This is a genomic window from Streptomyces sp. DH10, from assembly GCF_029813805.1.
In the GTDB taxonomy this organism is placed as follows: Bacteria; Actinomycetota; Actinomycetes; order Streptomycetales; family Streptomycetaceae; genus Streptomyces; species Streptomyces coeruleofuscus.
Genome location: NZ_JARVKU010000006.1, coordinates 237,707 through 256,283, shown reverse-complemented (window position 1 = coordinate 256,283; position 18,577 = coordinate 237,707). Strand labels below are relative to the sequence as shown.

At 68.5% G+C, this 18,577-nt stretch carries 19 protein-coding genes and 3 pseudogenes; 12 read left to right on the top strand and 10 right to left on the bottom strand.

What is annotated here, in order from left to right; translation table 11 throughout:
• Positions 1-23: 23 nt before the first annotated feature.
• Positions 24-416: a PPOX class F420-dependent oxidoreductase gene (locus tag QC385_RS15515; protein ID WP_279541882.1), complete on the bottom strand. Its 393-nt coding sequence runs from the start codon at positions 414-416 to the stop codon at positions 24-26.
• Between the two features lie 81 nt (positions 417-497).
• Between QC385_RS15515 and QC385_RS15510 the strand changes: the two genes are divergently transcribed.
• Entirely contained in the window at positions 498-1,025 is a 528-nt protein-coding gene (locus tag QC385_RS15510; protein WP_279541881.1) for a hypothetical protein, read from the top strand.
• Between the two features lie 67 nt (positions 1,026-1,092).
• Positions 1,093-1,659, top strand: coding sequence for a TetR family transcriptional regulator (locus QC385_RS15505; protein WP_279541880.1), 567 nt, complete (start codon positions 1,093-1,095; stop codon positions 1,657-1,659).
• Between the two features lie 89 nt (positions 1,660-1,748).
• Here the strand turns inward: QC385_RS15505 and QC385_RS15500 are convergent.
• From QC385_RS15500 to QC385_RS15480, 5 genes and pseudogenes are all read right to left on the bottom strand, one after another.
• Positions 1,749-2,396: pseudogene (locus QC385_RS15500) on the bottom strand (transposase family protein); the annotation flags it as partial.
• 69 nt (positions 2,397-2,465) lie between these two features.
• Positions 2,466-4,874 (bottom strand): putative bifunctional diguanylate cyclase/phosphodiesterase, encoded by a 2,409-nt coding sequence (locus tag QC385_RS15495; RefSeq protein ID WP_279541879.1) that lies wholly within the window; start codon positions 4,872-4,874, stop codon positions 2,466-2,468.
• A gap of 2 nt (positions 4,875-4,876) precedes the next feature.
• Positions 4,877-6,988 carry an ATP-binding protein gene (locus tag QC385_RS15490; RefSeq protein ID WP_279541878.1) on the bottom strand — a complete coding sequence of 704 codons (2,112 nt, stop codon included), beginning with the start codon at positions 6,986-6,988 and terminating at the stop codon, positions 4,877-4,879.
• 38 nt (positions 6,989-7,026) lie between these two features.
• Entirely contained in the window at positions 7,027-7,401 is a 375-nt protein-coding gene (locus tag QC385_RS15485; RefSeq protein ID WP_279541877.1) for a response regulator transcription factor, read from the bottom strand.
• Positions 7,401-7,772 (bottom strand): response regulator, encoded by a 372-nt coding sequence (locus QC385_RS15480; protein ID WP_279541876.1) that lies wholly within the window; start codon positions 7,770-7,772, stop codon positions 7,401-7,403. The genes QC385_RS15485 and QC385_RS15480 overlap by 1 nt, the downstream gene beginning before the upstream one ends.
• Before the next feature lie 275 nt (positions 7,773-8,047).
• Here QC385_RS15480 and QC385_RS15475 point away from each other — a divergent pair, with 275 nt between their 5' ends.
• The gene (locus QC385_RS15475) at positions 8,048-8,566 is read left to right on the top strand and encodes a HEAT repeat domain-containing protein (RefSeq protein WP_279541875.1); all 519 of its coding nucleotides are present in this window, start codon (positions 8,048-8,050) and stop codon (positions 8,564-8,566) included.
• 425 nt (positions 8,567-8,991) lie between these two features.
• Positions 8,992-9,921 (top strand): glycoside hydrolase family 16 protein, encoded by a 930-nt coding sequence (locus tag QC385_RS15470; protein ID WP_443032909.1) that lies wholly within the window; start codon positions 8,992-8,994, stop codon positions 9,919-9,921.
• A gap of 603 nt (positions 9,922-10,524) precedes the next feature.
• Here QC385_RS15470 and QC385_RS15465 read toward each other — a convergent pair.
• Complete coding sequence (locus QC385_RS15465; RefSeq protein ID WP_279541874.1) at positions 10,525-10,704, bottom strand: hypothetical protein; 180 nt, start codon at positions 10,702-10,704, stop codon at positions 10,525-10,527.
• Positions 10,705-10,929: 225 nt separating this feature from the next.
• On the opposite strand from QC385_RS15465, the pseudogene QC385_RS44035 reads away from it, so the two are divergent.
• The 5 genes and pseudogenes from QC385_RS44035 to QC385_RS15445 all read left to right on the top strand — a co-directional run.
• A pseudogene (locus QC385_RS44035) lies at positions 10,930-11,106 on the top strand (NF041680 family putative transposase); the annotation flags it as partial.
• A 31-nt stretch (positions 11,107-11,137) separates the two neighbouring features.
• On the top strand, positions 11,138-11,404 hold the full coding sequence (locus tag QC385_RS15460; protein WP_279541873.1) for a hypothetical protein: 267 nt from the start codon (positions 11,138-11,140) through the stop codon (positions 11,402-11,404).
• A gap of 288 nt (positions 11,405-11,692) precedes the next feature.
• Positions 11,693-12,121 carry a DUF6313 family protein gene (locus tag QC385_RS15455; protein WP_279541872.1) on the top strand — a complete coding sequence of 143 codons (429 nt, stop codon included), beginning with the start codon at positions 11,693-11,695 and terminating at the stop codon, positions 12,119-12,121.
• A complete protein-coding gene (locus QC385_RS15450; protein ID WP_279541871.1) occupies positions 12,118-12,426 on the top strand; it encodes a hypothetical protein in 309 nt (102 codons plus the stop codon). The genes QC385_RS15455 and QC385_RS15450 overlap by 4 nt, the downstream gene beginning before the upstream one ends.
• A gap of 23 nt (positions 12,427-12,449) precedes the next feature.
• Positions 12,450-13,262, top strand: coding sequence for a pentapeptide repeat-containing protein (locus QC385_RS15445; RefSeq protein WP_279541870.1), 813 nt, complete (start codon positions 12,450-12,452; stop codon positions 13,260-13,262).
• 598 nt (positions 13,263-13,860) lie between these two features.
• Here QC385_RS15445 and QC385_RS15440 read toward each other — a convergent pair.
• The 3 genes and pseudogenes from QC385_RS15440 to QC385_RS15430 all read right to left on the bottom strand — a co-directional run bounded on the left by QC385_RS15440 (position 13,861) and on the right by QC385_RS15430 (position 15,716).
• The gene (locus QC385_RS15440) at positions 13,861-14,133 is read right to left on the bottom strand and encodes a hypothetical protein (protein ID WP_279541869.1); all 273 of its coding nucleotides are present in this window, start codon (positions 14,131-14,133) and stop codon (positions 13,861-13,863) included.
• A 73-nt stretch (positions 14,134-14,206) separates the two neighbouring features.
• Positions 14,207-14,368, bottom strand: a pseudogene (locus QC385_RS15435) (ATP-binding protein); the annotation flags it as partial.
• Between the two features lie 112 nt (positions 14,369-14,480).
• A complete protein-coding gene (locus QC385_RS15430; RefSeq protein ID WP_279541868.1) occupies positions 14,481-15,716 on the bottom strand; it encodes an ABC transporter substrate-binding protein in 1,236 nt (411 codons plus the stop codon).
• Positions 15,717-15,804: 88 nt separating this feature from the next.
• On the opposite strand from QC385_RS15430, the gene QC385_RS15425 reads away from it, so the two are divergent.
• The 3 genes from QC385_RS15425 to QC385_RS15415 all read left to right on the top strand — a co-directional run bounded on the left by QC385_RS15425 (position 15,805) and on the right by QC385_RS15415 (position 17,796).
• A complete protein-coding gene (locus tag QC385_RS15425) occupies positions 15,805-16,287 on the top strand; it encodes a bifunctional DNA primase/polymerase (protein ID WP_336621295.1) in 483 nt (160 codons plus the stop codon).
• A 216-nt stretch (positions 16,288-16,503) separates the two neighbouring features.
• A complete protein-coding gene (locus tag QC385_RS15420) occupies positions 16,504-17,055 on the top strand; it encodes a hypothetical protein (protein WP_279541867.1) in 552 nt (183 codons plus the stop codon).
• Between the two features lie 66 nt (positions 17,056-17,121).
• On the top strand, positions 17,122-17,796 hold the full coding sequence (locus QC385_RS15415) for a hypothetical protein (RefSeq protein WP_279541866.1): 675 nt from the start codon (positions 17,122-17,124) through the stop codon (positions 17,794-17,796).
• The last annotated feature ends 781 nt before the right edge of the window (positions 17,797-18,577 follow it).

Below are 18,577 nucleotides of genomic sequence, written 5' to 3'. Positions count from 1 at the left end.
GCTTGAGGGTTATGGGACAGCCCTTAGCCGTCCAGCCGGATCCGGATTCCCACCGTGCGTTCGGAGCCGCCGCGCAGCCTGCCTGCGAGCAGTCCTACTCTGGCGACCAGCCCGTATTTGCGTTTCATCAGGCCGGTGAAATGCGCGCTCGCGTCCGGCGCCAGCACCTCCGCGAAACCGGGCGCCGAGACGCCGAGCGGCCTGCCCCGCCAGTCACAGGGGCCGACCATCACCCGGCCATCATTGCGGATCCTCTTCACCTTCCCGGCGTCCGCAGCACTCCACACGGCCAGCGTCCGACCGTCCGGCATCACCCAAACCGGGGTGGGGACTGCGCTGCCGTCCCGGCGGAAGGTGGTGAGGAGGAGGTACTTGCCGGCCGCCAACTCGTCGAGCACCACGTCGACATGACTCATGGTCATAGAGTAACTGGTTAGTCAATTAGACTGCCCGCGGTATGGCGTAACGATGCGAACGACGCAGCTGAAGGGAACCGCATGGGGAGATTCGTCTGGACCCTGCTCGCCGGCTTCGCCATCGGTACCCCCGCTATACCCGTCGGCCTCTCGCTCTCCCTGCCCGGTCCGGTCGTACTGTTCGCGGTACTTTTGGGCTCCGCCTGCTGCGTGGTCTTCGCGGTGTTCGCCATGGAACAGGCTCGGTTGCACTGGCAGTCCTGGCAGGCCCGCCGGAAGTCCCCCGTGGTGAGCGCTGGTTCCGGGACGGGCACGTCCGCCGACGGCGCACCCTCCAGCGGCGTGGCCGCCGTCGGGTCACCGGCGGGCGACCGGCTCTCCGGCGCGGCGGGGCGGCGGGCGCGGCGGGTCTTCGAGCGGTACGGCGTGGTGGGCTTCGGCATCGTGGGGCCCGCCCTCTTCGGCACCTGGGGCTCGTCCCTGCTCGGCGCCGCTCTGGGCATCCCCCGGTGGCGGCTGATCCGCTGGCTGATGGCTGGGGTCACTCTGTGGTGCGCGGTTCTGCTGGTCGCGTCGGACGCGGCCCTCGACGCCTTCGGGATCGAATGACCGGCTTGGGCACGGGACATCCCCACGAGTACATCTAACTGGTTAGTCTCTCGTTACGATGACTCATATGTCTCGCGCAGATGCAACCAAGGCCCGCATCCTCCAGGCCGCCACCGACGAGTTCGCCGCGCACGGCATCGCCGGAGCCCGGGTGGACCGAATCGCCAAGGCGGCGGCTGCCAACAAGAACCTCATCTACGTCTACTTCTGCAGCAAAGACCAGCTCTTCGACACGGTCTTCGACACCCACGTCACCCACGGTCTGAATGCGGTTCCCTTCACCCCCGACGACCTCCCGGGGTACGCGGGGCGGCTCTTCGACTATTGCCGGCTGCACCCCGAGGTCATCCGGCTCGCCACATGGCATCGACTGGAGCGCGGCGACAGCCACGACCGGGACCCGGCCGTAGCGGCACCGACACGCGACGCGAAGCTGGAGGCGCTCGCCTTGGTGCAGAAGGAGGAGGGCATCGGCGCCGATTTCTCCCCCACCGCGCTACTCACCCTCGTCCTGAGTCTCGCCCTCGCATGGAACCCGAGCAATGCCACCGGAATGCCCGCCTCTACGACCGAGGCTGAGAGCACCGACGACCGCCGCCGCTCGATCATCCAGGCCGTGCGCCGCCTCCTGTGAGTCGGGCTCTACTTGCACCACCGGGCCCGATCTGTGCGCCGTCCGCTCCGAAGTCGCCGATCGCCGGTGGCCGCGAGCTGCGGTAAGAGGACGGACACCCGGAGTATGGTCATCTGCTTGACGAGATCCGCTTTCCAGTCAGGGAGTTGGGCCTGGCCGGGCTCGCGGCGGTGCGGGATGACAAGGCCGGTGCCGCGGTAGCCACCGTCCGCGATGACTGTGGTCTTGCCGACGGCGTCCTTCGCGCCGGACAGCTCCCACGCCTTGCAGTCGTTGCGGTTGCCGGGCAACGGGCGGCCGACGGCGACGACGAGCCGGGTGTCGGCGTCGATGACGACCTGGTGGTTGGTCGAGTAGCGGTAGTTCTTCGACTGCTCGGCGACCTGGTGATCACGGGTGGGGACCAGGGTGCCGTCCACGATCAGCACGGCGTCCTTGCGGAACCGCTTGCGTTGCTGGAGGGCGAGCGCAGGTCCGAGGTTGTCGATGATGCGGTCGGCGGCCGACTTCGACACCCCGAACAGCGGCGCCAGTTGGCGCAGCGTGAGGTTGGTCCTCCAGTAGGCGGCGACCAGCAGCACACGGTCCTCCAGCGGCAGGCTCCACGGCCGGCCCTTGCGAACCGGGTCGGCGCCCTCGCGCCGCAACGCGGTGATCAGCTTGCCGAACTGACGCGGGCTCAGCCCGGTGAACGCGGCTATCCAGGACGGCTCCGACGCCGTGATCACACCAGACACGACAAGATCATCTCATCCGTGACCAGCGGTTACGGGACAAGTCTTAGCTGGCGGGACTGTATGTCCTGGTCATGGGTGTGGGCTGGTGGGTGTGAGGATGGCTTGGGTGGTGAGGTAGGCCTCGAGGGCTTTGGGGGCCATGGGCGGGGAGTAGTAGAAGCCCTGGCCGTGGGGGCAGCCGAGTGAGCGCAGCCGCTCGGCTTGGTGGGGGGTTTCGATGCCTTCTGCGATCACGTCCAGCTCCAGGGCGTGCCCCACGTCGAGGATGGCCTGGATGAGGCTGTTGTCGGCATCGCTGCCGCCTCGCAGGACGAAACTCTGGTCGATTTTGACGATGTCGGCCGGCAGGTCGCGCAGGTAGGCCAGGGAGGAGTATCCGGTGCCGAAGTCGTCGATGGAGATGCGTACGCCGAGGTCGCGCAGTGCGCGGATGTGGGTGGATGTGGCCTCGGCGTCGGTGACAAGGGTGCTCTCGGTGATCTCCAGGACCAGGGAGGCCGGGGGGAACCCGGTCTCGCGCAGGACTTGTTGCACCGTGTCGGGGAAGCGGTGGTCCTTGAGCTGCCGGCCGGAGACGTTGACGGCCACGCTCAGGGCCTGGGCTTTCGGGACGGTGTCGTGCAAATGCTTGCCGTGGCGGCAGGCCTCGCGCAGCACCCAGGCGCCAATGGGGCGGATCAGGCCGGTCTCCTCGGCGACGGGCACGAACACCTCGGGCGGGGTGGGGGAGCGGCCTTCCCGCTCCCAGCGCAGCAGGGCCTCCACGCCGGTGACCTGTCCGGTGAGCAGGTGGATAACCGGCTGGTAGTGCACGGCGAGTTCGTCGCGGGGCAGGGCGTAGCGAAGGTCCTGGGCGATACGGGCGCGGCTCTGCGGCGCCAGGCTCATGGCCGGTTCGAAGAGCTCGGCGCGGTTGCGGCCGCGTTCTTTGGCCGCGTACAGGGCGATGTCGGCGTCACGGAGGGCGTCGTTGAACGTGGTCGGTTCGGTGATGGTGAGGACGCCGATGCTGGCGGAGATGAAAACGCTGCGATGGCCGGAGAGTGCGAAGGGCTCCCTGAAGCGGTCCAGGAACCGCTGGGCGTACGTCTTGGCGGGGGTCTCGTTGAGGTCTTCGATGAGGATGGCGAACTCGTCCCCGCCCATGCGGGCGACAGTGTCGCTGCGGCGGGCTGCGCCCAGGAGCCGGTGGCCGACGGTGATGAGGAGTTCGTCGCCGAGCGGATGGCCGAGGCTGTCGTTGATGTCTTTGAAGCCGTCGAGGTCGATCAGCAGCAGGGCAGTCCTCCGGGGCGCTGCGGGGTGGCTGAGGGCTTGTTCCAGCTGCTCGACGAACAGGGCCCGGTTGGCCAGACCGGTCAGCGCGTCGTGGAAGGCCTGGTGGGTGAGCTGCTGCTGCAGCAAGTCCTGCTGGCGCAAGGCGTCCTCGGCCGTGCGGGCCCGCGCTTGGGCCTGATCGGCCTGGACTTCGGCGAACCGTGCCAGGAGCGTGACGCGCACGACCAGCAACACGGTCAAAGCGGCCATGATCCCCGCGATGGCCACGGCGTGTACGGCCTGCCCGCGCACGCCGCCAACGTCTGCGATCAGCAGGACGGGACCGAAGAGGGCGGGGAGGGTGAGGACACTCACGCGGGCCCGGGAGAGCCTCGCCTGGCTGCGCGGCACCAGCTGGGTGGTCCTGGCCATGGACGGGTGCAGGGCGCCCGCGCCGAGGAACAGATAGGAGGCCATCCACAGGGCGGAGGAGACGTCGGCGGCGATCGGAGCGCCGGTCGCCGCCAGCGTGGAGTAATACAGCGCGTCGGCGGCCAGCGTGGCACCCACCCACACACTGAACAGCGCGAGGGCCGGCAGCCGGATTCCCGAGACGAGCACCAGCTTGGCGGCCATGCCCAGCAGCAGCAGATCGGCCAGCGGATAGGCCAGGGAAACCGCCAGCGGCAGCGCCGACAGATGGCCGCGCAGATAGGGCATGACGATGAACGCCCACGCCAGGGTGGACATCCCCAGGGTGATGATCCCGGCATCCAGCACGGCCCCCCAGCGCACGCCCCTGCCCCATGCCGCCATCAGGCTGACCAGGCCGGCGGCGAAGCACGGGTAGGCCGCCAGATACAGCACATCAGCCGGTGAGGGGAACGGCACCAGCGTGCCCGCGGCCTGGAAGCCGCCGAAGATGACGTCCGCCACCGTGAACAGCCCCATGCCGGCAGCGAACAAGTACCAGGACCGGCTCGGGCGCGGCCGGTGCCACCGCACGCCCACCAGGATCACGGCCGTGGCACAGGCCGCCAGCACCGGGGAGAACAAGTGGCGCAGGGGAGCCGTGATCACGACGTAGGCGACGATCACCACAGCCCCGGCGGCCAGGAACCACCACCAGGCGTTATTGGCGGTGTTGCCCCCGGGAAGACCAGCCCGGGTGCCTGGGGCGTGGCCGGAGGCGAGCCCGGCGGCCTGTTCGTCACCGTGCACGGTCAGCCTTCCAAGGGCGGTGTGGGGCTGTCTCTCGTGGCCAGGGGCAGTGTGGCGGTGATGGTGGTGCCCTGGCCCTCGGTGGATTGCAGGTGGGTGGTGCCGCCATGGTTGGTGATGATGGTGTCGACGATGGTCAGCCCGAGGCCGGTGCCGGGGATGGCCTGGTCGGTGGCGTTGGAGGCGCGGAAGAAGCGGGTGAAAAGGTGGTGTTGTTCGGCTTCGGGAATGCCGATGCCGGTGTCGCTGACGGTGAGGACGGCATGGCCGTCCTGGGCGGCGGCCTGGAGGTGGACCCGGCCGCCAGCGGGGGTGAACTTGACCGCGTTGGACAGCAGGTTCATCAGCACCCGGTCGATCTGATCGCTGTCGGCCTCACAGACCAGAGGCTGTTCGGGGCAGTCGGCGTGCAGCCGGACGGAAGCCGCTTCTGCCGCGGGATGCATCGCGTCAATCGCTGCGGTGACCATGTGGCGCAGGTCCACTGGTGCCTTGCGGGATGTGTATTTGCCGGATTCGATCCTGGAGAGGGTCAGCAGGTCTTCGATGAGGGTGCGCAGCCGTTGGGCGTTGCGGCTGACGATGTCGAGCATGTGCTGCTGCTCTTCGGTGATGGGGCCGACGTCTTCGTCTCTGAGGAGTTGAAGGTAGCCGGTGATGCTGGTCAGCGGGGTGCGCAGTTCGTGGGAGACGGTGGAGATGAAGTCGCTCTTGGTGCGGTCCAGGGCGCGCAGTTCCTCAACCAGGCGGGTTTCCTTCTCGTAGAGCTTTGAGGTGTGCAGCGCTCGGGCGACGCCGGCGGCCATGGCCTCCGCCATTTCCGTCTCCACCGGCCGCCACGGCTGCTCGGGGCGGGTGCGGGCCAGGCACACCGCTCCGATCGGCTCCTGACCGATGCCCATCGGGACGACCACGATGGAGTGCAGGCCCAGTTCGGTGGCCGCCGCCCGGTTGGCCGCCGGCAGCCCGACCCGCGCGAATGAGCCCGGAGCACCGGGCACCGGCGTCATCTGGGTGAGGTAGCGGGGCAGGTCAGGGACCGCCCAGGTGGTTCCCTCGCGATAGTGCTCGCGCAGCACCTCCGCGGGAATGGGGGGCAGCGCCTGCTGACGCTCCTCGGGCAGCAGCCCGTCTCGGGCCGACCAGGCCCGGGCAACGGGAACAACCTCCGAGCCGCTGTCGCGCATCAGGAGGGTGAAAACGTAGTCGGCGTCCAGGCCCTCACCCATGCCGGTGCAGGCGGCGTTGAGGACATCACCGACGTCGAGGCGCTCACGAATGCGCAGACCAAGCTGCCGGACGGTTTCCGACAGCCGGTAGCGCTCTTCCTCGATGCCGCGCAGCCGGCCGGATTCATCCGCCAGCTCGTTCACCAAGCGGGCCACCGACCGGATCTCCGCAGGACCCGACTCCGCAACCCGCACATCGTGCTCGCCCGCGGAGAGCCGGCCGAGCGTCTCGCCCACCGACCGCAGCGGTACAACCAGGGCGCGGGTGGTGCGCCGTGCGGTGTACAGGGCGAGAGCCAGCGCTGCGAGCAGCAGAGCGCCCAGCCCAGCGGCACCGGCAGTGACGATCGTGTCGGCACGCTGCTGCAACCGCTTCGCCTCGCTGACCAGCTGGGTCTCCAGGCGATGGTTGGTGGCCTCGAAGGCCTCGAAGCGTCGGTTGCCTTCGCGGGTGAGTCCAGCCGCCTGCTCGCTTCGCGGGGCCGCCTTCGCCTGCTGGTCGCCCACGCGCAGGTACGCCTGGAGCTGCTGGTCCTGCCGGTTGAGATTGCGCTCGGTATCACCGGCTGTGTGGCGTCGGGCATCGACGAGGATCGCTGGATAGCCTGCGCGTGCCCGGCGGTAGTCGGCCAGCAGGGCCCGGTCGCCGGTGAGCAGGTAGCCGCGCATAGACCGCTGCATGTGGGCGGCCTGGTTGTGCAGGTGCGTGTTAGCCATCAGCGCAGGCTGGACCCGGTCGATGATCTGGTCCTGAGTCGCCTTCTCAAGGAATGCCCCGATAAGTGCGCCAACCCCCACCAGCAGGATCAAACATGTGGTGACGGCGAACGCAGATGTCAGCCGCCGCCCGACACCATCGGCCTTCCCCTCAGGCTTGCTGGTCACGAGCGGTCTCCTCCAGTCGTATGGCATGGAGCGGCGTCTCAGCTTTCGGCCCGGTCCAGCAGGGCCTGCACCCGGCTTGTCAGCTCCCCAAGGGAGAACGGCTTGGGGAGGTAGTCATCGGCGCCCGCCGACAGCCCCTTCAGCACATCGGTCTCCTGCGTGCGGGCGGTGAGCAGGATGACCGGAAGCTTCGCGGTGGTGGGATGGGCGCGCAGTTCACGCAGCACCTCCAGGCCGGTCAACCTCGGCATGACGACGTCCAGCAGCATCAGATCGACCTTCAGCTCCCGTACCGCCTGCAGCGCCGCCAGGCCGTCGGCCACGGCCGTCACCTCATGACCGCACCGTCTCAGCTTGTAGGCCACCAGCTGCCGGACATCGGGGTCGTCGTCCACGACGAGAACACAGGCCACTACTCCTCCCGCCGCTCGGCGTCCTCGTAGAAGTCGACCATTTCCGTCACCGACGCCAGCCCGAACGGCTTGGCCAGCAACTCCGTCGTCAAATCCACCAAGTCCTCGGCGTCCAGAATGGAGGAGACGACCAGGTGACATCTGCGGGTCCGCTCGTCCGTGCGCAGCCGGCGCACCACCTCACGGCCGTCGATGTCCGGCAGCAGGATGTCGATGATCACGATCTGCGGCGGATCAGCGAACGCCGCCTGAAGGCCCTGCTCACCTGCTTCGGCCACGCTCACCCGGCAGCCCAGCGCGGACAGATGCCGCTGGAGCAGAGCGCTGACATCCCTGTCGTCCTCGATCACCAGGACGTGCGTAGCGGCCATCCGTCTTTCCCCTCGCTGAGATCATCAGCAAGGACTCTAGTGACAAATCATCACATTCCAAGCAGAGGCGCGTATCGGGAACCACGTGTCGATGCGGTAGCGCTCCAGCGTCCTGGCTCTGTTCGCGAGAACGGGAGTCGTTTGTCGATGAGCTCAGAAGGCGTCCTGTTGGCGGCCAGGCCGATGTTCACGAGTTCGGGAGGCACCGCCGAGAATGATCTTGCTAGGGTCCACCCAAGAGCTGGGGCGTTCAACGCATGGGAGGTGGTCAGGCGATGACCCCTGAGGAGCAGGATCTGGTCATGGGCCTGGCGGTCGCACCGTGCTCGCCCCCGACACGCACGATCGACGAGGTGCTCGCCCACTTCGGCGAGTCCGACGGTGCGGCCCTGGCGCTCCGGCTGCTCCGGGACGCCATGGAGCGCCAGGATGCCGACGACGTCGAGATGGCGTTGATCGTCCATGCCGCCGCCGACGCCTCGGTCGAGGAGTTCCTGGAGCCGTTGACCGAGCTGTTCCCTGCCGACTGGCACAGGGGGTACGAGGACATCGTGTCCATGCTGGGCACGCTCCGCTCGCCCAAGACGGTGCCGACGCTGGTCTTGGCGACTCGCTGGGTTCCCGAGTACCTGGACTGGGACGAGAATCGGGCCCTCGCGGTGAAGGCGATCTGGGCTCTCGGCGCCATTCCCGGCCCGGAGGCCCGGGAAGCCCTCGAGGGCTTGCGCGACGACGAGAACGAGATCATCCGTGAGAACGCGCTGAAGCAGCTCTCACGCCGCGGCGAGCTCTGACCGCGGAGTCGTAGCCGTTCATCCAGAACACCCGACCGGGTTTCCTCGGCCAGCCGTTCCCACCAAGATCAATCTCGCCAGGATTTCCTGTACCTCAACTACTCACGGGATGTCGCACAAACCACCCGCCGGGCCGTGAGTGACTCCCGAACTCATCGACATTGATCAAGGAACCGGCCCACGCGGTGACTCCCGAAGCCGTTGACAAACGACTTCCGTTCTCGTGTACAAAGCCAAGCGTCCCGCCACAGGGCCGGCACTCGCCGGTGTGGGGTGAGTCCTGATCGGGAGCAGACGCCTCGCCGATGCAGGAATCAGGACGCCCACCTGCCGTGTCGTAGATCAAACCAGGCATCACGCCACATAGGGTGCAAACGCCTTTCGGGGCGCAGACTCCGCCGAACCACTACCCAAGGTGCAGCCCGATGAGAATGCCTTTCCGTAACCGTCGTGCGCGGCTGATGCTGGCGGCTGCGCTGGCCGCCCTGTGCGCGGGCCTGGCCCCGCTGGCCGCCGGCGGCACTCCCGCGTCGGCCACCCACGGGTGGAGGCTTACATGGGCGGACGGCTTCAACGGGCGCGCGGGGACCCTGCCCAACGCTGATAAGTGGATCATCGATGTCGGCACCGGATACCCCGGCGGCCCGCCCAACTGGGGGACCGGTGAGGTGCAGACCTACACCTCCGACCCGGCCAACGTCAGCCAAGATGGCCGGGGCAACCTGCGCATCACTCCCCTGCGGGACAGTGCCGGGCGGTGGACCTCCGGGCGGATCGAAACGCGCCGTAGCGACTTTCGGCCCCCTGCGGGCGGACGCATGCGCATCCAGGCCCGCATCCAGCTGCCCGCCGTCACCGGCGCGGCCGCCGAAGGGTATTGGCCGGCCTTCTGGACCCTGGGAGCCTCCTACCGGGCGGGCGTTCCCTCCCCGACGTCTGGTGAGTTCGACATCATGGAGAACGCCAACGGCCTGAACCGCGTCTGGGGCGTGATGCACTGCGGCACACCCACCGGGGGGCCGTGCAACGAGAGCACCGGCCTGGCAGCCAGCACCACCTGCCCCCGCACGCGCTGCACCGGAAACTTTCACACCTACACCCTGGAATGGGACCGCCGTACTTCCACCGAGCGGCTGCGCTGGTTCGTCGACGGACGGCACTACCACACCGTCAGCTCCACCCAGGTCGACCCGGCCACCTGGCGAGCGGCCACGGCCCAGGGCCACTTCCTCCTGCTGAACGTCGCGATCGGCGGCGGCTTCCCCAACGCTCTGGCCGGCCACCCCACCCCCACGCCGCAAACCCGCCCCGGGCACCCCATGCTCGTCGACTACGTCGCGGTCCTCACCTCCTGACCCGCCCCCTCAACAGCCAGGCCGCAAAACGCATCACCGCCCGCATCGCTCTCCTGGACGACCCGACGGTGGGCTGGCCGGACGCCGGCCCCCGTAGGCGGCTGGCTGGCGGCCAGGGGTAGGGGCGCGCTCGCCGCGTTGCACGGCGGCGCCACCGCCGCGCCGCCGCACGGTGCGACGGCACCCGGGGCTTGACCGCCCTGATGATTCGCCGTCTGGCCCGGAAAACCCACGCCCGAAGGGTGGACCATGGTGGCCGCGGCCGCGCTTGGCCTGTCGCCTGACCCACGACGGCGGCCCCGGTGCCATGACACCCCGGGGCTGTCGACACCGGCCGGTTTATCCGTGAGGGGGTGCGGCCCGGCCCGCGCCGGGGAGAGCAGATCCCGGGCCGCCGACACACGTCACGAGGCGTCGTGTCGCCTGTTCAACGCGCACAGCCCGGCCGGGACACGTGGGGAGTCAAATCCGATGACGTGTTTTCGCTACATCCGCCGCGGACCTCGCCCCGGTGGGTGTCCGCTTGGCCCGGAGGTGGGCCTGTGACAGCGGCAGTCGTGGTGATGCGTTGCTGTGGGGCTGGGTGCCGTTGTTGCGGTGCTGTCATTGGGGAATGGTGGTGAGGACGGTTACGGAGTCGACGAGCATGGGGCTGCCGGGCCGGGTCCTTGCGGTGGGGGTGTGGTGGCCGGCGAGGGTCTTGGGGAAGCTGCCGCCGATGGCGACGTTGAGCAGGATGAAGTGGCCGTGGCCGGTGGCGGCCTTCCAGGCGGCCGGGTCCACCTGGGTTGAGCTGACGGTGTGGAAGAGTCTGCCGTCAACGTGCCAGCGCAGGTATTCGGTTGGTCCGCTGCGGTCCCATTCCAGGGTGTAGGTGTGGAAGTTGCCGGGACACGGTGAGGCGGTGCAGGTGGTGTCGCCCGGCGGTTCGGGACCACGTTCCTTAGAGTCATATGCGCATAAATATGGCTCAATCTGGCTCACGTCTGTGTGCCGGCCGCTGGAGGAACCGGCTCTCCGGCTGGTGCACCGAAACCGTCCAAGCCCGGCTCCGGGCGACCGCCTGGTTCGAAGAACCGTCGCCCGGCCACCCGGCATGAAGTGGGACGCGTCCTCGCCACCGGCGAGGCATACAGCCGCCCCGCCCACCACAAAGTCGGCACCAAACCCCGCAGAGCAGGCTGACAAGCAACATGCAGGTCAGCACACTGAGCGCATGCGATATGAGGAGAGGACGAAGCTGACCGTCGTGAGAGCCCTGGTCCCGGTGGCCATCCTCATTTCCTCACCGGTGCTGCTGATAGCTGGGGCGCCGATCCGCCGCCGGTACCTCCGCTACGTCTACCGGGATGAGGCCCCGCAGATCCTTGACAAGAAGCGGGGCTGGGTCAGCGTCCACTACTTCGTGATCACCAGCCGCCTTCTCAAATGGCTCTGCTGGCCCACGGAGTCACTCGCCCGTCTCGCCTCACGCCGACGTTAAAAGACAAGTTAAGTGCCTGTTTCTGAACCCCGGGGCGTTCAGGCTCGGTAGCCTGAGATCCGGCGGGCTGAGGGTGAAGGTGATGACCACCGCCTTCAGATCGATCACGCTGGCGGGCTTCACGGGCCCCTGGATGGCACTGCTGATGAGCAGCGCCACGGGGGCGTCGCCGGAGGTGTGCCGACACTCCAGTCCTGTGGCCGGGCCGCGCCTACAGAGGTTCAACTCTGCCCGTCAAGGTTGTCGTTCATCTCCCGGACTGACGGCTCGACCTCTACGCTCAACAGGGTGTCTTCCGCACCTGCACCGTCGCCCGGTGGGCCCCCGCCACCAGGCCGTCGCCAACGGCTGCGGGCGCTCTGGGCCGACCGTCATGCCCTGCCCCGGTTCGGCTTCTGGCTGCTGAGCCGCGGCGCCGTCGTGCTCGCGGTGTGTGGGGCTCTGTATCTGCTCAACGGGTTCCTGATCGGTTGGGTGAACGCCTACGAAGTCCTGAGAGGGGAAACCTCGCCCGCGGCAGTGCGCCCGCAATGGTGCGCGTGGCCGCTGTCCCTGACCGGCTGGGCTGCCATCCCCGCCATCATCGGAGCCGCGGCTGGCTACGTCATCACCGAGCAGATCCAGGCCCACCACGCGCGCGAATTGGACGATGTCCTCGCCGAGCTGCGCCACCTTGCCGAACCACCGCCGCCCCCTTCCTCCGGGAGCGGCGAGTGATCACGTTGCATGACGTCTTCGAGCAGGGCAGCGACACGGTCAAGGCCGCGGTCCTGGCCTTCGGTACCCGTCATCCCGTTGCTCCTGGCGGTCTGGTTACGGAACCGGACTGGAAACAGGCAGAGAAGCACTTCACCCTCGTGATCGAGACGATCATGGGCTCAGCGACACCCCCTCCGCCCGGCAGCACGGACGGAGCTGTGCACCAGGCCGAAAACGCAGCCATCGGCTTCCTGCTGGCAGCCAACGCCCGGTCCGACTACCGCTGCCCCATCTGCGTCAAGCGACAACGGCCGCCACTATGAAGCCCCCGGCCTACCCTGGAGACGTGGTGACGGACGACGAGCGCGAACAACACGCAGCTGCTCTCCGCGGGCTGCTCTACCTGGCCTGCCCCGACGCCCCCGCCACCGCCATCACCGCAACTGCGGAAGCCATCGCACAGCGCACAGAGGAAACACCCAGCACCCCAGTCCCCCAAGCCGCACAGATGAACCAGCCCAAGCAACCATTCACTGTCGATCCGCTGAACCTGCGCGGCGCGGACCTGAACAGTGCGGACCTGAACCGCGCAAACCTGAGCGGCGCGGACCTGCGCGGCGTGGACCTGAGCGGCGCATCCATGACCCGCGCGAACCTGACCGACGCGGACCTGCGTGGCGCATGCCTGAGTGGCGCGGACCTGAGCGGCGCATCCATGACCCGCGCGAACCTGAGCGGCGCGGACCTGACCGACGCGACCCTGACCAGTGCGTCCCTGATCGGCGCGGACCTGACTGACGCGGCCCTGACCGACGCGGCCCTGACCAGAGCGATGCTGATCGGCGCGACCCTGCCCGAGGCGAACCTGAGCGGCGCGAACCTGAGCGGCGCGAACCTGACCCGCGCGAACCTGCGCGGCGCGCACCTGAGTGGCGCGAACCTGAGTGGCGCGCGCCTGACCCGCGCGAACCTGCGCGGCGCGCAACTCAAAACTGTTACGGGCGTGCGCCTTCCAGTGGGTGCCACCTGGGATGCAAACACCCATTGGCCTGCCTACTTGGCATCTCTTGTCGTGGAGGAGTCCGACGAGGAAGCTCCGGGCGTCTACCGGGTGCGCGGCGATCAGAGCGGGGACCGGTCCGGCACAGCACGGGTGTAAGGGGCCGGCCCCAGCCCAGCCATGTCTTGCCGGACACAAGCACTTGCTCGTCCTTCACCAGCGTCCAGTGCTCGGACCAGCTCATCTAGGTCCAACGAGGTATAGGCCCCGTTCGTAGATCGTCCTCGCGTGGGCTCACACACCGCAGCCGTACCGACTCCTGGATCACTCGCACAAGGGATGCCCTCGACAAGATCACCGCCCTTTGCGGCTGGTGACACGGTTCTTTACCGGCACCCCACTCGCAGGACATGAGCACCAGCGGTTTCCGTTCGGGGAGCGGCCACCGTGACCGCTCCCCGAACGCTTACGCAAAGCTCTCATTCCGGACTGACGCCCCTTGACCTGCGGGCTCAAGGTTTAACACTCTGCGCCGGGTGGCTCATGGTTGCTGCCGTGTTCAGGTGTCCCCCTCGCCTGCCCGCCCCCACGCCGCAGGGCCCGCAGCCACCATCACGCTCATCGTCGTCATGCTCGTGGCTGCGGACCCCGGTTGGGTACGGCACGACGGCGGTTGCTCCTGCTGCCCTAGAGGCCGCCACGCTTGCGGGATCTGTCCTGTTCGGGTCTTTCTTGATCGGCGTTGGTGTCACAGGACTCACGTCGGCCCGCGCGGAGCCTTTCCCTCCCCGATGAAGAGCACGTCGACGTACTCCTGATCCTCGGTGCCAGGCGCATTCGCGGCGTGGATCCGCCGCTCTGGCCCATCAGGAAGGAGACGGATCCGCACGTCATCGCCGTGCTGCACAGCAGCGGCCAAGCGCACCGGCACAGCGTGCAGGACGCCACCCCATTCGGCCCTTCCGTCTCCGGTGAACACTGCAAGCCAGGCGTCGACCTGGGCTTCCTCCTCGCCTACCAGGAGCAGCACGTGGGACACACCTTCACCCTGCCCGCTCGGCGAGCCATCAGCCACCGCCCACGCCGCCGTCACTGAAGCCCGGCTACATCAGCCGGCCCACCGGATCCCCCTCGGGGTCGTCGGCCAGCACGATGGTGGCCTTGACGCGCTTTCCCACCGGCTCACGCCGCACCTCGAAGCTGCGGCACACCGCCATCGTGACCTCCAGACCATGCCGCCCGACCCGGCCCGGATCAAGAGCACGTCGACGTACTCCTGATTGACCGAGCCCGCGACGCCTGGGCTCGGCCTCCGGCTCTTCCTGCGGCCGGCCCCCTTCCACGATTCACTCGCCTTTCAGTCCAGGCACGCGCCGGTCAATCCTGCCCGGCCTGTCTTTGCACCTGTTCCAGGACTTGCTTTGCGGGGCTCGCCCCGCTGAAGAGCTTGGGCCCGTGCTGGTTGAGCAGTTCGTTGACCCGCTCCCAGTTTGCCGTCGTACGCAGCGGAATCGCCGTGGCGTTGGCGGCTTCGAGGACCTGTCGGGCACCGGCGATGCGGGCGTTCTCGTACCACGCGTGCTGTGCCGACTGACGTGACGGATAGGCACGTCCCACCTCGCCGAGCCACTCCAGTTGCTTCTTGGCCGTCATCAGTGTGATCGCCTTGAACGCCTGCTCCGGGTCAGGGCAGGACTTGGAGATGCCGAACCCGGAACCGGACGAGTACGTCCTGGGGCCGTCCGGGCCGGCGGGAATCGTGGTCAGGCCCACCTGGAAGCCGGCCTGGTTCTTCAGGTTCAGCAACGCCCATGGCCCGCTGGCGCCCATGGCCACGTTGCCGCTGAGGAACTGCTTTTCGGCGAACGCGGGATCGACCCCGGGCAAGCGGGGGGCGACCTTCTTCCTGGCAGCCAGGTCGGCGTACCACTGCACGCCCTTGATCATGGCGGGAGTGGTAAGCCGCAGTTTGCCCTCACCGTCGGTGGGCTGCGCCCCGGTCTTGGTCAGCACCATGGGAAACATCCACACATCCTGAGGCCCCGCCACGAACCCGTATCTCCGGTTCCCGGTCAGCTTGCGGGCGACCGACTCGAACTCGGCCAGAGTCCACCCGGGCTTCGGCTCGGGCACTCCCGCGTTCCGGAACATGTCCTTGTTGTACGTGAGGATCACCGGGCCGACGTCGTACGGCAGCGCGTACTGCTTCCCGTCGGCACTCAGCCCCTCCAAGACGGACTTGTCGAAGTCCGTCACATCGAACTTGTTTTTGGCGATCAGATCGTCGAGCGGCAGCATGCCCTGGGTGTAGCCCGCGGTGCGGAGCGCCTGCATCGAGACGATGCAGGGCGCGTCGCCGCTGCCGAAACGGGTGCCGAGCTTGGCGAAGTAGTCATTGAAGGACGAGGTCTCGAGCTTGATCGCGATCTGCGGATCCTCGCGGGACACACGGTCCGCGAGTTCATGCCAGACCTGCAGTTCCTCACCGCCGTCGGCCCACATCGACCAGGTCAACGTCTTCGAGCCGCCACCGTCGGCGCCGCACGCCATAACCAGCGTCCCGGCCAGCGCTGCGGCGACGGCTGCCCTCGCTGCGGTGCGCGGCCCTCTCATGACACGTCCATAGGTCCCTTGTGACGGTATGCACGCATTATGACATAGGGCACATTGTGTACCTGTCGCTGCTGCACCGAACGGGCTGGTGGCCGGTGAGCCGACCGAAGCCGTCCCGGCCGCCCAGGCCCGTGTCGCCGCCCCAGACGGTGTCGGCTGCCGCGCCTCCCACGTGGTCGGGCTGGACCTGGACGTCGACGGCGACGGCCAGGCCGTGCTCGCCGGGCACGCAGCCCGGCTCGGCGAGGACTGGCCCGACACCTTGACGGTGCGCACCCCGAGCGGTGGCGTGCACCTGTACTTCCGCGCCCCGACGGCTGCACCATTGCCAGCCGCTCCGGAGGTCGGACGGCGCTCGGCCGGGCATCGACGTCCGCAGTCCCGGCCGGCGCAGCGGCGGGTATCTCATCGGGCCCGGGTCCACCGTGGACAACAGGCGCTACGTCATCACCCGAGACGTTCCGATCCTCGAACGTCCAGGGTGGATCGCAACCCGGCTCACCACCATCCCGGGATGAAGTCCGAGCCGGCGACTCGCTGTTCACGACGGTCGCGCCCGGGTTGTCAGTGACGCCCAGTACGGTAGATCCCGTAGCAAACGGCATGCCGCGAACCGCCGTTTCCGCTGCTGTCCCCGCGCCCACGCCGCACCGGGGCAGCGCCGCCGGACAAGGACCGAGGTTGGGTCCCGCGCAGCACCATCTGAAGGACCCGTCTGTCCGGCTGCGCCCATTTCACGCGACGTCCGGCGGGAAGCGTGGGGTCCCGCTGTGGAGACGAGACGACCGTGACTAAGACCGGCAGCGACCACCTCAAGCGCCAGGCCCGCCAGATCGCCCGAACCACCGGCCGCCGCTTCCCCGATGTCCTCGCCGAGCTGCGCGGCGCACCCCGCACAACGCCGCCGCCCTCGAAAGAACTCGTCCTGCGCTGTCACGGCCTGGCGCATCCCATCGACGGCGGCCGGTGCGCTCGTACGGACGGCCATCACCTGCTCGACGGCACCTGGTCCTGGTGCTCCCCGGAGCCCAACATGCCGGCGCACATCTGGCAGGGCTACCACGATGCCGCCGACGAGGCCCACCGGGCGCAGCACGAGGCGTGGCTGGCGTCCCTGGCCCCGGCAGAACGTTCCGAATGGGAAGCAGAGCAGGAGGCGGCGTACTGGGCAGACATGGCCGACGAAGCCCGCGAGCCGTACGACCCGGCCGAGGAGAAGTACCAAGAGCTGGTCCTGGATGCGCTGGACGACGAGCTCCGGGGCGCCGAGACGGACGACTCCAGCGAGTACTACGACGACGGCGAGTACGCCGAGATGTGGGACGGGGCCTACCGGTAAACCCCGACAAGATCACCGGCGCCCCGTAGCCACCCGCAGCTGTAGCACCTCGGACGGAGACCCCGCATGCCCACCACCACTGCCAGCACGCTCAAGACGTACGGCCCCCTGCAGTTCCCCGCCCGCTCCGGCCTGACGCTGTGGCAGTTCAGCCGCGCCCAGCGCCTCGGGCTCATCCCCGGCCCCGACGTCGCCGGTGACCGATGGTCCGCAGCCGTCTTCGACGACGCGATCGCCCGCATCGACGCCATCAAGGAGGCCGTCGGCGCCCTGCCCGACGTCGGCGCGACCCGTGCCGAGGAGCACCTCGCCGAGCGTTTCAACCTGGTCGTGCACGCCGGAACCGCTGCCGAACTCGCTCGCCGCGGCCACCTGCCCGTGGTCGGCGAGCACAAGGGTTACCCCCTGTACTGCGGGCTCGCCCTGGAGAACTTCACAGACCGACGGAAGGTCGCACGCGCCTCGACCGCCGGGCAGCTCCACATGCGCGACGCCGCCGCACGGATCCTCGGACTTCGTGCCTCGGACTTCGACCACCTGATCCGTGCCGGGCTCCTGGCCCACGCGGACACGGCCCGCTCCGGCTGGAACAAGCACGACGTCGTCCTGCTCTACCGCCAGGCCGACCTCGACCGGATCGCCCGAAGCCACCGCATCGACTGGGATGCCGTCCGTGCGACCCCCCAGGGCCACCGGTCCCCGCTCGCAGCGCTCCCCACCCGGAAGGCGGCCACCCGATGACGGCCAAGGCGGGCACCGACTGGTACGACGAGGTCGCGGCGGGCTGGCAGCGCGGCAGCGCGCCGAGGACGAGAAGTGGCGTATCCCTGAGGGCGGGCTGTTCCGCACTCACTGCGGGCGGTGGGTCGACGGCGCCGGCCGGGCCTGTCCCCAGACGATTGGGCACTCCGGTCCCTGCGGTCTCCCGCCGGACAACGAGGACGACGGATGCCGCCGCAACTGCCCCGAGGGCGAGTGTCACTGCCCGACCCCCGGCGAAAGCCCGATCAACCCGGCCTGCGGGCACCTCCAGTCCTCCATGTGCGACTACGGGTGCGGCTGCTGCACCGCGTGTTTCGGATGCCACTGCCGGGAGTAACCGCGCTCTGCGGCCCTGCCTCAGAGGCCACCGCGCCGCCCCGGCGTCCTGACGGGACGGCTTTGGCCATCGGGACCCGGGCCCGATGGCGGAGCGGTAGGCTGCGGGCAGCGGCCGACGCATCGGCCCAAGCCCGCATCCCGGCCCATGACCGGGGCGCACTACGGCAAAGGTGCCCGCGGATCCCGTACGACGTGGTCCGGACTGTGAGCATCAGTGCGAGGCGAAACCAACTTCCAACGGTTGTAGAACTGTTGAAGCCTTCCGCATGCTGCTCTTCGTCGCGCGCATCGGGTCATGGGGCCGGGGCGCGGGAAACGAGAGCCGTATGACCAAGAGCCACGGCCGCAAGAGCCGGGCGAGGAACAAGAGCCGGACCAGAGGAGCGGCGTTCGCCTCCGCCAACGCCGGCACCCTCCATCA

Coding starts and splice junctions, on each gene's coding strand:
- QC385_RS15470 (WP_443032909.1), top strand. CDS start 8,992: ATGAGAATGCCTTTCCGTAACCGTCGTGCGCGGCTGATGCTGGCGGCT.
- QC385_RS15480 (WP_279541876.1), bottom strand. CDS start 7,772: ATGGCCGCTACGCACGTCCTGGTGATCGAGGACGACAGGGATGTCAGC.
- QC385_RS15505 (WP_279541880.1), top strand. CDS start 1,093: ATGTCTCGCGCAGATGCAACCAAGGCCCGCATCCTCCAGGCCGCCACC.
- QC385_RS15415 (WP_279541866.1), top strand. CDS start 17,122: ATGCCCACCACCACTGCCAGCACGCTCAAGACGTACGGCCCCCTGCAG.
- QC385_RS15430 (WP_279541868.1), bottom strand. CDS start 15,716: ATGAGAGGGCCGCGCACCGCAGCGAGGGCAGCCGTCGCCGCAGCGCTG.
- QC385_RS15460 (WP_279541873.1), top strand. CDS start 11,138: ATGCGATATGAGGAGAGGACGAAGCTGACCGTCGTGAGAGCCCTGGTC.
- QC385_RS15515 (WP_279541882.1), bottom strand. CDS start 416: ATGAGTCATGTCGACGTGGTGCTCGACGAGTTGGCGGCCGGCAAGTAC.
- QC385_RS15510 (WP_279541881.1), top strand. CDS start 498: ATGGGGAGATTCGTCTGGACCCTGCTCGCCGGCTTCGCCATCGGTACC.
- QC385_RS15475 (WP_279541875.1), top strand. CDS start 8,048: ATGACCCCTGAGGAGCAGGATCTGGTCATGGGCCTGGCGGTCGCACCG.